Origin of the sequence: Anaerococcus ihuae (assembly GCF_928368155.1) — a bacterium.
Lineage (GTDB): Bacteria > Bacillota > Clostridia > Tissierellales > Peptoniphilaceae > Anaerococcus > Anaerococcus ihuae.
Window position 1 is genome coordinate 1,034,912 of record NZ_CAKMRU010000001.1, and the last position, 12,736, is coordinate 1,047,647.

Sequence of the window (12,736 nt, forward strand, 5' to 3'; positions counted from 1 at the left end):
CTACCTCACATAATCCATAATATCTTTAACCTTACACTAAAGAACACAACATATCTTTGCAAAAGTTTCCAAATCAATTCTTTTAACTTTATTATTACAATAAAAATTAAGTTGTGTTCTTTGAAGATTACTTATTTTTCTAATTTATTTTTGCCTATATCTTTTTCTTATAAAACTTGGTCTATTTTAAAAAATCTTGCTAAAACTTTTCATCGTTTTATCACTTGATTAAAAATATGAAAATTAATTCAATTATATTCTATCATAATTCCGAATCTTCTTATAGCTCTAAGATTATCTAATAAATTTATTTTACAGCAAAACAACTTATAAAATTAAATGCACAATTATAATTTATCTTATCTTCTTTAATTTTAATTATTGTTAGAAAAATAAATTTTTCAACAAAAAATGCAAGATGAATTATCAATCTTGCATTTAATATCCAAAATCCTGGAAGGGTTTTGGAAGGGAACTAGGTTAATTTTAATGATTTTTAATCAATTAGTGCCATTTAAAACGTGTATTTTTAGGGATTCCCCTTTCAAGTTATCTTGTATCTTTATTCCCATTCTTCTTTTCCAAACGTCCGATATATCCCAAACCATTCAAAATACAAGATTCTATTTTTTGCAGTACCACTAAATCCATCTAATTATAGGACGTTTTCAAATTTTTAGTCCCGTCCCAGTACCAGTACCAGTACCGACTTTATAATTTGTCTTAAAATTCATATTATTTATCTTTCATATCTTCAATCAGCTGTTTTATAAAGTTTAAAATTTCTTCGTTAGTCATCGTGCTAAAAATGACTATTGAACCAGAGTCAGAAATACTAAAACTAACATCATCTCCATCGTATGGATATGTTACTGCAATTGCACTAAGTTCACCCGCATCTAACATAGTACAATATAATTCAGTATCAGTGACATTATTTCCTGATAAACTACTACCATTAATAGTTTCTATTGTTAGTCTTCTAAATTGTGTTCTTTTTACATTTGTTGACTCACTTATAATATCTTGTAAATCTATTATATGTTTTTCAGAACTAGTTCCATAGTAGTTATTAAATTGGTTGTTTATTATTTCTGCACTTTTTTTATTTGCTAGTACCAAAAATATACCGTTTTTAAAGTTAAGAAATGCCTCATAAGTTGAGGTTATAATTACCTCAGATATTTCTTGTTCTCCTATTCTACCTTCAATAGCAAAGGGTTCTTCCATTCTTATATGGCACCTTATATACTCTTGTATCTTTTCGTTGAAAAATAGTTGAAATTCCAAACTTTCTTCTTTGTCATTAATAGTTTCTTTTCTTGATGTTTTAATATTTTTTAAGTCTTCATCTTTATATTCTTTTTCTACCACCGGCTCAAATATTGTTAATGATTGCATATTAATACCTCCTTAAAATTACATAGCTAAAATAATATTGGCAACATCTCTTAAATCATTAAAATCATCAGTTACATAACTTGCTTGATTCATATTAATTTGAATATCTTCCTCATTATCTAATTCAGAAGTGAATACTGAAGTAGATAAAATCATATAAAAATGCTTTATTTTATTAATCCCTACTTTAGTAATTGATTTATTTATGAAAGGATTACTTTTGTTAAAATTTGAAGAAAAACAATATCTTTTATTTTTAATACCATTATTATCCAATATATTTTTAATAATCAATTGTATTGTTTTTACATTTTTGCATGCCATTTTATATGTTGAATTGGAATTCTTTATAAAAATAGTGTTTACAAATTCTTCATATGGAAATTCCGATTTTTCAATTTTAACAATTAAATTATCCAACTGAAAGACTTCTTTTCTTTTAGATGAACTAATATTTTTAAATTCATGAGATGTTTCTTTTTTGAAATATTCTTTTATTTCTTTTATATTGTCAAATTGTCCATCAAAATCAAAAACAATGTTGAAATTAACATCTTTTTTCCTTTTAAAAATTCTATTAATGAATATAAAAAACCTTAATTTATTATAATAAAAGAAAGAAAATATTCCAATAATATAACCTATAGCTGGAATAATAATTCCAAATACATTTTGTAAAAATTCCATAAACCCTCCTTATGCTTAACAATGCTTTAAAAATAAAAATATAAGACTCTTCCATCTTTTATAATCTGTGGCATAAAAAATATGAACCAAAACCTATTTTTTTATATATAAATTTAAGCTTCATCATACTTTAAGTTCTGAATTGTTTATAATAAAACTAAATTATTAACTTATATAAATGCATTAATTAAATTATTGTTTCTCATAGATTTTACTCCTAGCCTTACAATTCTAGTATGAGATTAACTAGAGTCACTCTATAATTGACAAGATGATCGTCCAATTATCTAACCACATTAAGCAAAATTCACCCTATGGTATTCCATATATCACCTTTTACCAAGTTTGATTTATTATTTTTTTATATATTTCCCAAATAATCCTATTGAATTTATTGACTATGACAACCTAATAGGAGCGTTTTTAAATTCTAAATGAAGCTCACTTACTTCAGAAAATAAATTAATCAATTTTATCTTTTTATCTCATTTGCTTCGAACTCTACACATTCCATTATATCCGAAATATCACAATCCAATGTATTACATATTCTTAAAAGCACATCCGTGGTAACATTTTGCCCATTTTTTATTTTGTAAAATGTACTTTTTCTTATTTGTGATTTATCCATAAGGTCAGTACTTTTCATTTCTAAGTCTATAAGTTTTTTAAACAATTTTTTATAACTAAATTTGAGCATGAGATATTCGAAACAACTCCCTATATTTATCTATATTGTCATAATTATACCATTAAAACAATTCTTTTAATAGGCTTTTATTCTCTTATCTCGAACTAGCTCTAAAATTATTTACTTAATAACAAGGAATGTATATCCCATATTTCTTTTGCCAATTTTTCTATTTTTTCTCTCATATAATCTATATCTTTCTTGTAAATAACACCAGTTGTATTAGTTGCTTTTGCAATCTGGTTTATATTATTTGTTGCATTTGAAAGCAGCCATTGAAGATCTCTAAATGGTTCTAGATCTACTATATAAATTTCTTTTTCTAGTACACATTTTCTAAGAAAGTGGGACATGGTTTTGCAATTTGAAAGTTTCATTTTCTTTTCAAAAATTTCTTTTTCTTCATCTGTTAAATATATTTTAAGTTGATTTTTTCTTGTTCTATTATCCATACATTTCTCCTTTATATTTGTTTTTTGGGGTCTTAGGGTTCTCCCTAACAAGGTAAAAATCATAAAATTAGATAGTCTTAAAAGCTATTGATTTTTTGATTTTTTCGTAAGTGGGTACTCACTTACTGTGCTTGCTATTACTAACAAGTCTTTAATTTAATTTTCCATAATTTTTCAAATAGGAATTAATAAGTGTAACTGTAACTTATAAAATAAAAACTTCTAAAATTAGGCGAGCTTGTTTTAAGAGTTTGCGACAACTCCTTATTATCAAGCCATAAATTTATGTAATCCTAATTTAAGAAGATTTATAACGATGGGTTACAGGTTACAAAGTTACATTTGTATCTTTACTTGATTTGCAGTATCTATTTCTAATTGATTTTCTTTTTTCCATTCTTCTGGCAATAAATTCTTGTCAGCTTCTATAAAGTCAGTTTCATTTTCTGCTTTCTTTTCATAATATAGTTTTACTGGAATTGAGACTCCACTTGGTGATATTCTCTTGGTCTTTGATGACCTAACTGGAATCCATTCTTGGAAATAATTATCCATAATCTCTGAGAAAGATTTTGATTTTATTTGGTAGCCTTGCATGGTTAGTTCTTTGAAACAAGTTATATTAGGATCTGCACTTTTTGGCTTATATTCTTCCAAGAAATATCTAATGTCTTCCACATCTGGGTTTAGATATTTGAACTTTTCTTGTTCCTTATACAAGTCTTTTAAAAGATTTTTTGGTATAGTCCATGCGTGAGTCATGTTTTTAAAGATTTCATACCCTAAGGCTAGAGCCTGATTAAAATCTTCTCTTATAAGAGATATATATTCTTTATCCGAGAGTTTTTCCTTATTATTTTTATCTGGATATATAGTCCTTACTCTTTTATTTGGGTTGCATTCCACAGGCAAATATCTTCTTTCTCCAGTATGATCATTAAGAAAAGTTCTTTCGTTTAATGTCCCTATGAAGATACAAGTTCTAGGCACATCTGTTGCATATTTTTCGTAGGGTATTCTTATCCTATCACTTAATTTTGATAAAAAAGATTTAGCTTCATTAGCCGATTTTGCATTTCTTAAAGCAACAAATTCTTCGATTTCAACGACAGTTTTACCCATAAGGTTCATGACGGCATCCTTGCCTTGAATGTTTTCAATTGTGCAAAACCAATCATCTGTTATGGACAAGTATCTTGCAAAAGTCGATTTGCCTATACCTTGCCCACCAACTAAAACAATCATTTCATCAAACTTAGATCCTGGATTAAAAATTCTTTTTATCATACCCAATATCATATGTTCCATTATCCAATTATTTAGCTCTGTATCAGCAGCTCCTAAATACCTTGGTAATAGTTTTCTAATTGCATTTTTATCTCCATTCCATTTTAAATTTTGAAGATATTGCTTTGGCGGACTCACTTCATATTGATGAGCTACAAAACGAATAGCTTCCCACATTTTGTTTGCGTTATAATTAATTCCAAAATGTTTTTCTATCTCTAATCCTAATCTATTATTTAAAGAATCATCCCAAAGTCGTATTTGATTTTCCTTTATATTTCTTTCTCCAATAATTTTCCCCTGGAATTTTATTTCATTTGTGAATTTATCAAAGAATATTTGTCCATCAATGATTTTTTGATTTTGACAATATTTTGGATTTAAAATAGCTGTTACAATATTACCAGTAATTTGTCTAACCGTCCCCTTATCCGTAGTTTGTAAGTCTAAAAAGGCGTAAGTCTGATCTATTTCTGGGAATTTCAATTTAATATCTGTCATAAGGCTCACTCCTTTTCTTTTTACAATCATCTATTCTCTTTATTGTTTTATATGTGTTTTCCATTTTATCCTCCTGTCTGGTATAAATAAGACTCCTGTGGTAAAATGAACTTGTCTAGAGAACACTTCTCACAGGAGTGTATGCCTTTACTCTTCGTAGTAGGGGCTTTTTTCTTTTTTAATTTCTTCATATATTTCTAAAATATAGATTAAAATATCAGCTTCATCATCATTGAGTTTACCGAACTTTTTAATAACTTTTGCTAGTTGAAATATTTCCTTGGCTATATTATCAGAAAGTCTGTAATCACTTACTAACTTAACTTCGTGATTTAATAGCATTTGTATAAAATAATCTTGTTTTTTAAGTCCGCTTATTTCAATCTTTTTGTTTATTAAATCATATTCTTCTTCAGATACTCTGAAATTTAAAATTCGATTTCTTTTTCTGTTCTTCTCTTTATTTTTAGTTTTTTGTGAAATTTCATCTAATGAATGTCTTCTAAACATCTTGATCGTCCTCTTCTAATAAATCTTTCCAATCATTTGCCTTATTACTTCTTACTTGAGTTAAAGACAGAGCCATTTCTTTTTGCTTGCTAGGGAAGAGATGAGCATACCTATAGGTGATGTCAATCGATTCATGTCCAACCCTATCAGCTATTGCAGTTGCAGTAAATCCAAGTTCAATCAAGAGTGAAACATGAGAATGCCTTAAATCATGTATTCTAATTCTTTTTACTTGAGATTTCTTAGATCCCCTATCCATTTCATGGTGAAGGTAGCTCTTAGAAAAATTAAATATTAAGTCTTTTGGTTTTATCTTATAAAAACTGTCTATATATTCTTTAATCTCATCAGTTAAAAATTCAGGCATAACTATTGTCCTTATGCTTTTTTTAGTCTTAGGAGCAGTTATTACATTTTCCCATCAATCCTTTGTAAAGATTCATCAATTTTTAATGTATGCTTTTTAAAATCAAATTTTTCTTTTGTTAAGGCTAATAATTCTCCCATTCTAAGACCACACCAATATAAAAGTTCAAAAGCATAGAATGATTCAGGTTTATCTTTAATAGCTTCTATAAATCTTTCATATTCATCTTGAGTCCAAAATAGCATTTCATCAGCTTCTTTTTCTCCCATAGAACCAACATCACGAGCAACATTAGTTTTTAAATTGTAGTACCTACAAGCATGATTTAAGATACTAGATAACTGGGCATGAATAGTTCTCAAATAAGTAGGAGAGTAGTTCTTCCCATTCTTATCCTTAATCTTCATAAGCTCATTTTGCCATTGAATAATGGTTACATTACTTATCTCATTAAGCATTAAATCACCTATATATGGAAGTATTTTTTGATTTACAATTGCTTCTTTTGTCCTCCAAGTATTTTCTCTTATTCTTGGTTTTCTATCCCTCTTGTAAAGTTCAAAAAACTCCCTAAAGCTCATCTCAATTGATTCAGAATGTTGATTTAAAAATTCTTGTTCCCATTTTAATGCTTCTTTTTTCGTTAAAAATCCACGTTTTTTCTTAGTTAATTTTTCTCCTTTCCAGTTTGTATAATTAAATTTACAAAACCAAGTCTTGTTCCCGCTTTCATCTCTAAATGCTGGCACTTTAAACCTCCTTTGCATTTGTTGGTTTATAGCAATACTTTTCCATAAAGTATTCTCTATTTACCTTTCCTCTTTGCACACGATAACCTAATTTAAGTAGGTCTTGATTCATATCGTTTATTATCTGATATGCTGTTGTCCTACTTACATCAAGAAATTCTTGTACATCTTTTGCATTCATAAAAATACCTTTCATAATCTCCTCCTTTTATAGTTTGTAAGGTTCTACATCCTCAAAAGGGCGAGCATTAATTTATATGTCTTACAATTTCCGTTCAATAATGAACGGTATGTATATATAATAACAGTTCGTATTTGTTCTGTCAAGTTTTTTCTATTTATTCTTTTTCTAAAATATTCAGATATTTGCAAATATTAACAACAGAACAGTTTTGTTGAGCTTTTGTTCGTTTTGTGATAAAATATTTATAGTTATTGTGAAATAAGGAGGAGTTAGTTTGATTTCTGGAGAAAAATTAAAAAAGTTAAGACTTATGCGAAACTTAACTCAAAAAGAACTTGCCATTAAGTCTGGTTTGACAGATGCTGCTATAAGAAATTACGAGCTTGGAAATAGATCTCCAAGTAAAGAACAATTACAAAAAATATCTGAAGCACTTGATTGTGATATATCAGCATTAATTAATCATGAGCCTAATTCTATTTTTGAAATAATGCATATAATATTTGATTATGAAAAAGACATGAAGTTTAGACCTTTAGCAGGTGATGGAGAAATTAATGGACTTTTATCAAATGATGTAGACTTCAATAATTTTCTTATAGAATGGAATGAGATGAGAAAAAAGCATTACAACGATGAGATAACAGACGAGGAATTTGAAGATTGGAAGTTATCTTATCCTAAAAAATCAAGATTTTTAAAATAAAAATATGTACTCAAAAGACCGTAGCTTGAAACTACGGTCTAATTTTTGTCCAAATGTAAACCACTTGGAACTATTATTTTAATTATTTTTTTTACTCCCAGTACCATTTGAGTACCAGTAGCCATTTTTTACAACTTTCCTCTCGAAAACCATTCTGGTTTTCTCGCTTAATTGGTATGGATACAATAAATAGCACAATTTATTGTATCCATACCAGATCGCCTGACAGATGATGATGATGTCATGCTGTTGTTGAAACTCATTTTTCACAGGCAGGACACGCAGGAACTATTGAAAAAACAGCTGTAACGGGAGAAGCCTGAAATCCCTTAGTTTACTAAGGGCGTAATTATACACCACCCAGAGGTTGGTGCATTGTGTTCTCCGAAGGCTCCTCGCCAGAGGGCTGTGATTTTCCGCAGTCATGGTCTGTTCCAAATCAAAAAGAGGACACTACGCTTCCCCTGCACTGGCTGCCGCCAGCTACCCTTTGAAAGGAAAAATTTATAGAAACAGTATTTACTACGAAATTCACCACTAAAATATTATTTTAAGAGATATAAACTTAAAAACAAATTAGTTGACGCATCAACTAATTTGTGGTATACTTCACTTATTATGAAAAGTGATGTAAGAGTAATGAAATATAAACGTTATATTTTCCCTATATTGATGGGGAGTACAATGAGTTGCATTATGTCTCAGATGAATACTGGAAAAATTGTTTTTCCGTCTATACTTTTAATGATGTTATTGCAATCTATAGTTGCAAGTATAGCATCTTTGATTTTTCCGGCTGGACTTATAGGTGCAAAAGTAACAGAGAAACTATATACTGGAAAATCATATATTGTTTTTTTAGTTCTTTCATCAATAATTCCAGCGATATATTTTACTACAATTATGTCTGTAAGCGGATTGTTAAGAATGAAGGGATATGATGAGAATTTCTGGAAAATATATTTTTCCTCATTTCCTATTAATGTTGTATTAGGATATTTTTCGAGTATTTTTTGGAATGTGATATTGGACAAAGTTTTAAGAAGAAAAGAGGCATAAAGTGGAGAAAAGTATCGGAAAACTTATAACTTATTTATCGAGATGTATTCAGCAAGAATTAAAAAATGTAGTTGTTCCATTTGACATAAGTGTCGGAGAAGAGCCTTATTACATGGCACTTACAAAACAGGATGGATTGACTCAGGATGAATTAACAAAGCTTGTGAAAGTAGATAAGGCTGGTACGGCTCGAATGGTTAAATCATTAGAGCAAAAAGGATATATCACACGAGAAACAGACCCTAAAGATAAAAGAAACAAAAAAATACATCTTACAGAAAGAGGACGATTAAAATATGAACCTTTAAGTAGAGCATTAAAAGAATTTAATCAGAAGTTGACATCAGAATGGACAGATGAACAATATGAAATCGTTTATCAAAGTCTGGAAATGCTAAAAAAAAATTTTGAGATTGATAATAAATAACTTTCAATTTATTGCCCCTCTACACATCGGGTCAACTTGCCTCGAACTTTTACACCTTGGATTGTCAACACTTATTTGTACAATTTAAAATCGAACGCACTAATTTAAGATTAAATGATAATTACTAGTTAATCTTGATTGTCTATATTTAACTGGGGCTGTAAATAATTTTGTGTATCAACCTAAATCCTGACATAAGGGTAAGGGTTGATACATTTTTTGCTTTTAAATATCTATACACTCCTATAGAAATAGAGCATATCGTAGTATTATAAAACTTTAATTATTGAACTAGAAGTTTAAATATTATCATAATTTCTACATTTTTTCATTCCCTCCTTAATAATAGTGAATGCACATCCCACAACTCCTTGGATATTTTCTCTATTTTTTCTCTCATATAATCTATATCTTTCTTATAAATGACTCCCGTTGTATTAGTTGCTTTTACGGTCTGGTTTATATTATTTGTTGCATTTGAAAGTGACCATTGTAAATCTCTAAATTGTTCTAGGTCTATAATATAAATTTCTTTTTCTTCATATGTTGAGTATATTTTTAGTTGATTTTTTAAATTTATTTTATACTAGATGTCGCTTTTAATTGTACAACCTATCAAATAAAAAAGACCATAACACTTAAGTTATGATCTAATTTTTTGTCCAAATGTAAACCACTTGGAACTATTATTTAGTTTATTCTTTTTAGCTTCCAGTACCATTTGAGTACCAGTAGCCATTTTTTATTCTCTATATAGCTTGTAATCAAGCCATTTTAGAAAATTTTGCGATTATTCCCATTCAATAGTTCCTGGTGGTTTTGAGGTTATGTCGTAGACTATTCTTCCTACTCCTTTTACTTCGTTTATCATCCTGTTTGATAGGGTTTGTTGGAGTTCGTATGGCATATCGAAGGCTTCTACTGTCATTGCGTCTTTGCTTGATACTGCTCTTACTACTACTACATAATCGTAGGATCTTTCGTCGCCTTTTACTCCTACTGTTCTTAGTGGGGTAAATACTGTGAAATATTGCCAAATATCTCTGTTTAATCCTGCATTTTTCACTTCTTCTCTTAGGATTGCATCAGTTTCTCTTACTATTTCTAATTTTTCTTCTGTTATATCTCCTATAACTCTTATTGCAAGTCCTGGTCCTGGGAATGGTTGTCTCCATACCATTTCTTCTGGAACTCCGATACTTTCTCCAAGGGCTCTTACTTCGTCTTTGAAAAGTTCTCTTAGTGGTTCTACTACTCCTTCAAAAAGCATATCTTCTGGAAGGCCTCCTACATTGTGGTGGGATTTTATTACTGAACCTTTTCCTTTTCCACTTTCTATTACGTCTGGATATATTGTTCCTTGTACTAAATATTTTGCATCACCAAATTTTTTGGCTTCTCTTTCAAACACTTCTATGAAGTGGTTTCCTATTATTTTTCTTTTTTCTTCTGGTTCTTCTACGCCTTTTAGTAAATCAAGAAAATCTTTTGAAGCATCTACCATTTTTACATTTAGACCAATCTTTTTGTATTGTTCCATTACTGATTTTGATTCGTCTTTTCTTAGTAGGCCGTGGTCTACAAATATACATTGAAGATTATCTCCAATTGCTTTGTGAACGAGGGTTGCTGCTATTGTTGAATCTACTCCTCCTGATAGTCCACAAATCATTTTTTCTCCAGCATATTTTTCTTTTATGTTTTCTATTGTTTCTTTGGCCAAGTCTTTCATTATCCAAGTTTTTTTTGCCTTACAAATATTTAAAACGAAATTTTCTAATATTTGAAATCCATATTCGGAATGAGCAACTTCTGGATGAAATTGTACTGCATAAATATTTTTTTCTTCGTTTTCAAATCCTGCTATTGGACAATTTAATGACCAGGCAGTTTTTTTGAAACCTTCGCCTATTTTTGTAACTTGGTCTCTGTGGTTCATCCAAATTATTGATTCTTGGGCTACATTTTCGTATAATTTTGATCTTTGGTCAACAAATAAAGGAGTTTTTCCATATTCCCCTTTTTCTGCTTCTGTAATTTCTCCATCAAAATGAAAAGCTAAAGCTTGCATTCCATAGCATATTCCAAGAATTGGCACGTTTAAATTTAAAATTTCTGGATTTAATTTTAGGCTGTCGGCACTGTGAATTGATTGTGGGCCGCCTGTTAAAATTATTCCATCCAAACTTTCAAGATCAAGAGTTTTTAAATCTACATCACAATCGTGAAGTGTTGCATAAACTCCCATTTCTCTTATTCTTCTTACAATAAGTTGGTTATATTGGCCACCAAAGTCCAATACCATAATTTCGGATTTTTTTTCCATCTATCCCTCCTATATTTCTCCAAATATTGCAAAATATTTCATATAATCAAGATTATCCATCTTGTAGTAGCTATACTTCGTATCTTCATCATACTTTTTAAAGTTTAAATTTTCTATAAGAGATTTAAAAGCTCCATTATTTTTTTCTGCTTTTAAATATATTTCTTTTTTCTCGCCAAGGGTAAAGAAATAATCTATAACTGCCTCTAGGGCTTCTCTTCCATATCCCCTGTTTCTTAGTGATTTATTTATAATTATAAATAGACCCACTCCTTCGTTTTTGTCAAAGGCTTTAACAACTCCTATTGAATCATTCATTCCTTTTTTTACAATATGCCAAAATTTATAATCTTCTTTTTCTTTATAATACTTTGCAGTTTTTTCGATTAATTCTTCTTTTGTTTCTGTATTTGTAAAATAGAAAAATTTTGGATCTTCTATAAATTCCATATTTTTTTCTAAATCTGCTTTTTCAAATTTTCTAATAATAAGTCGTCTTGATAAAATAAGTTTGGTGTTTTCCATAAGCCTCCCTCACATAAAAAATAAGCTGCATTTGCAGCATATTTTTTTAAGAAAAATTCTTTTTGTAATATTCTAGAACGTCAGTTGCTGTTTGTTCTATTGTATTTAATGATACATCAAAAACTTTACAATCTAAATCTTCAAACACGCCTTTTGCATATTCTAATTCTCTGTTGATCCTCTCCTTATCAAAATATTCGCTTTTTGATTTTAAGCCAAGACCCTTTGACCTGTCTTCTCTGATTTTTGATAATTTGTCAGGATCTATGGTAAGACCAATGATTCTTTTTGGATCAATTTCAAAAACTTCTTCTGGAAGTCTAATTTCTGGGACCAAAGGAAGATTGAATACCTTGTAGTCCTTGGTTGCAAGAAGCATTGTTACTGGAGTTTTTGATGTCCTTGATACTCCAAGTAACAATATATCTGCCTCTTTTATTCCTCTTGGATCTTTTCCATCATCATATTTTACGGCAAATTCAATGGACTCAATCATAGAAAAATAATCTTTTGATAATTTTCTTGTGAGTTTTTTCTCTCTTAGGGCCTTTTGTCCTGTAACTTCTTCAAAAAGTGAAAGTGCAGGTCCCAATATATCTATAACTTTGATATTTTCTTTATCAGCTTTTTGTATTAGATATTCTTCGAGTTTTTTCTCAGCTATAGTTTGGATAATTATTGAATCTTTTGGAATTTTCTCAACAATTTTGTCGATTTTTTCTTCGCTATCTATATTAAATTTTCTCTTAACATCAAATTCTACATTTGGAAAATGAGTAACTACTGATTTTGCGAATGTTTCAGCTGTTGCTCCAGTAGAATCACTGATTATATAAACATTCAAAACATCACAAGCCATATTAT

15 protein-coding genes and 1 pseudogene are annotated in these 12,736 nt (G+C 29.3%); 3 read left to right on the plus strand and 13 right to left on the minus strand.

The window, feature by feature from the left end:
* Positions 1-36: 36 nt before the first annotated feature.
* From L6653_RS08805 to L6653_RS05040, 9 genes and pseudogenes are all read right to left on the minus strand, one after another.
* Positions 37-144 carry a helix-turn-helix domain-containing protein gene (locus L6653_RS08805; RefSeq protein ID WP_369806167.1) on the minus strand — a complete coding sequence of 36 codons (108 nt, stop codon included), beginning with the start codon at positions 142-144 and terminating at the stop codon, positions 37-39.
* Between the two features lie 591 nt (positions 145-735).
* Complete coding sequence (locus L6653_RS05005) at positions 736-1,401, minus strand: hypothetical protein (protein WP_236785780.1); 666 nt, start codon at positions 1,399-1,401, stop codon at positions 736-738.
* Between the two features lie 18 nt (positions 1,402-1,419).
* Positions 1,420-2,088: a hypothetical protein gene (locus L6653_RS05010; RefSeq protein WP_236785781.1), complete on the minus strand. Its 669-nt coding sequence runs from the start codon at positions 2,086-2,088 to the stop codon at positions 1,420-1,422.
* A 472-nt stretch (positions 2,089-2,560) separates the two neighbouring features.
* The gene (locus L6653_RS05015; protein ID WP_236785782.1) at positions 2,561-2,788 is read right to left on the minus strand and encodes a helix-turn-helix domain-containing protein; all 228 of its coding nucleotides are present in this window, start codon (positions 2,786-2,788) and stop codon (positions 2,561-2,563) included.
* Positions 2,789-2,895: 107 nt separating this feature from the next.
* Positions 2,896-3,231 carry a plasmid mobilization protein gene (locus L6653_RS05020; protein WP_236785783.1) on the minus strand — a complete coding sequence of 112 codons (336 nt, stop codon included), beginning with the start codon at positions 3,229-3,231 and terminating at the stop codon, positions 2,896-2,898.
* Positions 3,232-3,567: 336 nt separating this feature from the next.
* A complete protein-coding gene (locus tag L6653_RS05025; protein ID WP_369806159.1) occupies positions 3,568-5,049 on the minus strand; it encodes a VapE domain-containing protein in 1,482 nt (493 codons plus the stop codon).
* Positions 5,050-5,166: 117 nt separating this feature from the next.
* Positions 5,167-5,529: a plasmid mobilization protein gene (locus L6653_RS05030; RefSeq protein WP_236785785.1), complete on the minus strand. Its 363-nt coding sequence runs from the start codon at positions 5,527-5,529 to the stop codon at positions 5,167-5,169.
* Positions 5,522-6,663: pseudogene (locus L6653_RS05035) on the minus strand (site-specific integrase). The gene L6653_RS05030 and the pseudogene L6653_RS05035 overlap by 8 nt, the downstream one beginning before the upstream one ends.
* Positions 6,647-6,841, minus strand: a complete 195-nt coding sequence (locus L6653_RS05040) for a hypothetical protein (protein WP_002839721.1) — start codon at positions 6,839-6,841, stop codon at positions 6,647-6,649. The pseudogene L6653_RS05035 and the gene L6653_RS05040 overlap by 17 nt, the downstream one beginning before the upstream one ends.
* A 262-nt stretch (positions 6,842-7,103) precedes the next feature.
* On the opposite strand from L6653_RS05040, the gene L6653_RS05045 reads away from it, so the two are divergent.
* The 3 genes from L6653_RS05045 to L6653_RS05060 all read left to right on the plus strand — a co-directional run bounded on the left by L6653_RS05045 (position 7,104) and on the right by L6653_RS05060 (position 9,021).
* Positions 7,104-7,535 carry a helix-turn-helix domain-containing protein gene (locus tag L6653_RS05045; protein ID WP_070737869.1) on the plus strand — a complete coding sequence of 144 codons (432 nt, stop codon included), beginning with the start codon at positions 7,104-7,106 and terminating at the stop codon, positions 7,533-7,535.
* Positions 7,536-8,219: 684 nt separating this feature from the next.
* The gene (locus tag L6653_RS05055) at positions 8,220-8,594 is read left to right on the plus strand and encodes a hypothetical protein (protein WP_019116623.1); all 375 of its coding nucleotides are present in this window, start codon (positions 8,220-8,222) and stop codon (positions 8,592-8,594) included.
* Between the two features lies 1 nt (position 8,595).
* Positions 8,596-9,021, plus strand: a complete 426-nt coding sequence (locus L6653_RS05060; protein WP_004837506.1) for a MarR family winged helix-turn-helix transcriptional regulator — start codon at positions 8,596-8,598, stop codon at positions 9,019-9,021.
* 328 nt (positions 9,022-9,349) lie between these two features.
* Here L6653_RS05060 and L6653_RS05065 read toward each other — a convergent pair whose 3' ends face one another.
* From L6653_RS05065 to L6653_RS05080, 4 genes are all read right to left on the minus strand, one after another.
* Entirely contained in the window at positions 9,350-9,601 is a 252-nt protein-coding gene (locus L6653_RS05065) for a mobilization protein (RefSeq protein WP_072071454.1), read from the minus strand.
* Between the two features lie 210 nt (positions 9,602-9,811).
* A complete protein-coding gene (gene guaA, locus L6653_RS05070; protein WP_236785786.1) occupies positions 9,812-11,347 on the minus strand; it encodes a glutamine-hydrolyzing GMP synthase in 1,536 nt (511 codons plus the stop codon).
* A 9-nt stretch (positions 11,348-11,356) separates the two neighbouring features.
* Positions 11,357-11,872 (minus strand): GNAT family N-acetyltransferase, encoded by a 516-nt coding sequence (locus tag L6653_RS05075; protein ID WP_236785787.1) that lies wholly within the window; start codon positions 11,870-11,872, stop codon positions 11,357-11,359.
* Positions 11,873-11,918: 46 nt separating this feature from the next.
* The gene (locus L6653_RS05080) at positions 11,919-12,731 is read right to left on the minus strand and encodes a pyruvate, water dikinase regulatory protein (protein WP_236785788.1); all 813 of its coding nucleotides are present in this window, start codon (positions 12,729-12,731) and stop codon (positions 11,919-11,921) included.
* Positions 12,732-12,736 lie beyond the last annotated feature (5 nt).

Coding starts and splice junctions, on each gene's coding strand:
- L6653_RS05005 (WP_236785780.1), bottom strand. CDS start 1,401: ATGCAATCATTAACAATATTTGAGCCGGTGGTAGAAAAAGAATATAAA.
- L6653_RS05010 (WP_236785781.1), bottom strand. CDS start 2,088: ATGGAATTTTTACAAAATGTATTTGGAATTATTATTCCAGCTATAGGT.
- L6653_RS05015 (WP_236785782.1), bottom strand. CDS start 2,788: ATGCTCAAATTTAGTTATAAAAAATTGTTTAAAAAACTTATAGACTTA.
- L6653_RS05020 (WP_236785783.1), bottom strand. CDS start 3,231: ATGGATAATAGAACAAGAAAAAATCAACTTAAAATATATTTAACAGAT.
- L6653_RS05025 (WP_369806159.1), bottom strand. CDS start 5,049: ATGATTGTAAAAAGAAAAGGAGTGAGCCTTATGACAGATATTAAATTG.
- L6653_RS05030 (WP_236785785.1), bottom strand. CDS start 5,529: ATGTTTAGAAGACATTCATTAGATGAAATTTCACAAAAAACTAAAAAT.
- L6653_RS05040 (WP_002839721.1), bottom strand. CDS start 6,841: ATGAAAGGTATTTTTATGAATGCAAAAGATGTACAAGAATTTCTTGAT.
- L6653_RS05055 (WP_019116623.1), top strand. CDS start 8,220: ATGAGTTGCATTATGTCTCAGATGAATACTGGAAAAATTGTTTTTCCG.
- guaA (WP_236785786.1), bottom strand. CDS start 11,347: ATGGAAAAAAAATCCGAAATTATGGTATTGGACTTTGGTGGCCAATAT.
- L6653_RS05075 (WP_236785787.1), bottom strand. CDS start 11,872: ATGGAAAACACCAAACTTATTTTATCAAGACGACTTATTATTAGAAAA.
- L6653_RS05080 (WP_236785788.1), bottom strand. CDS start 12,731: ATGGCTTGTGATGTTTTGAATGTTTATATAATCAGTGATTCTACTGGA.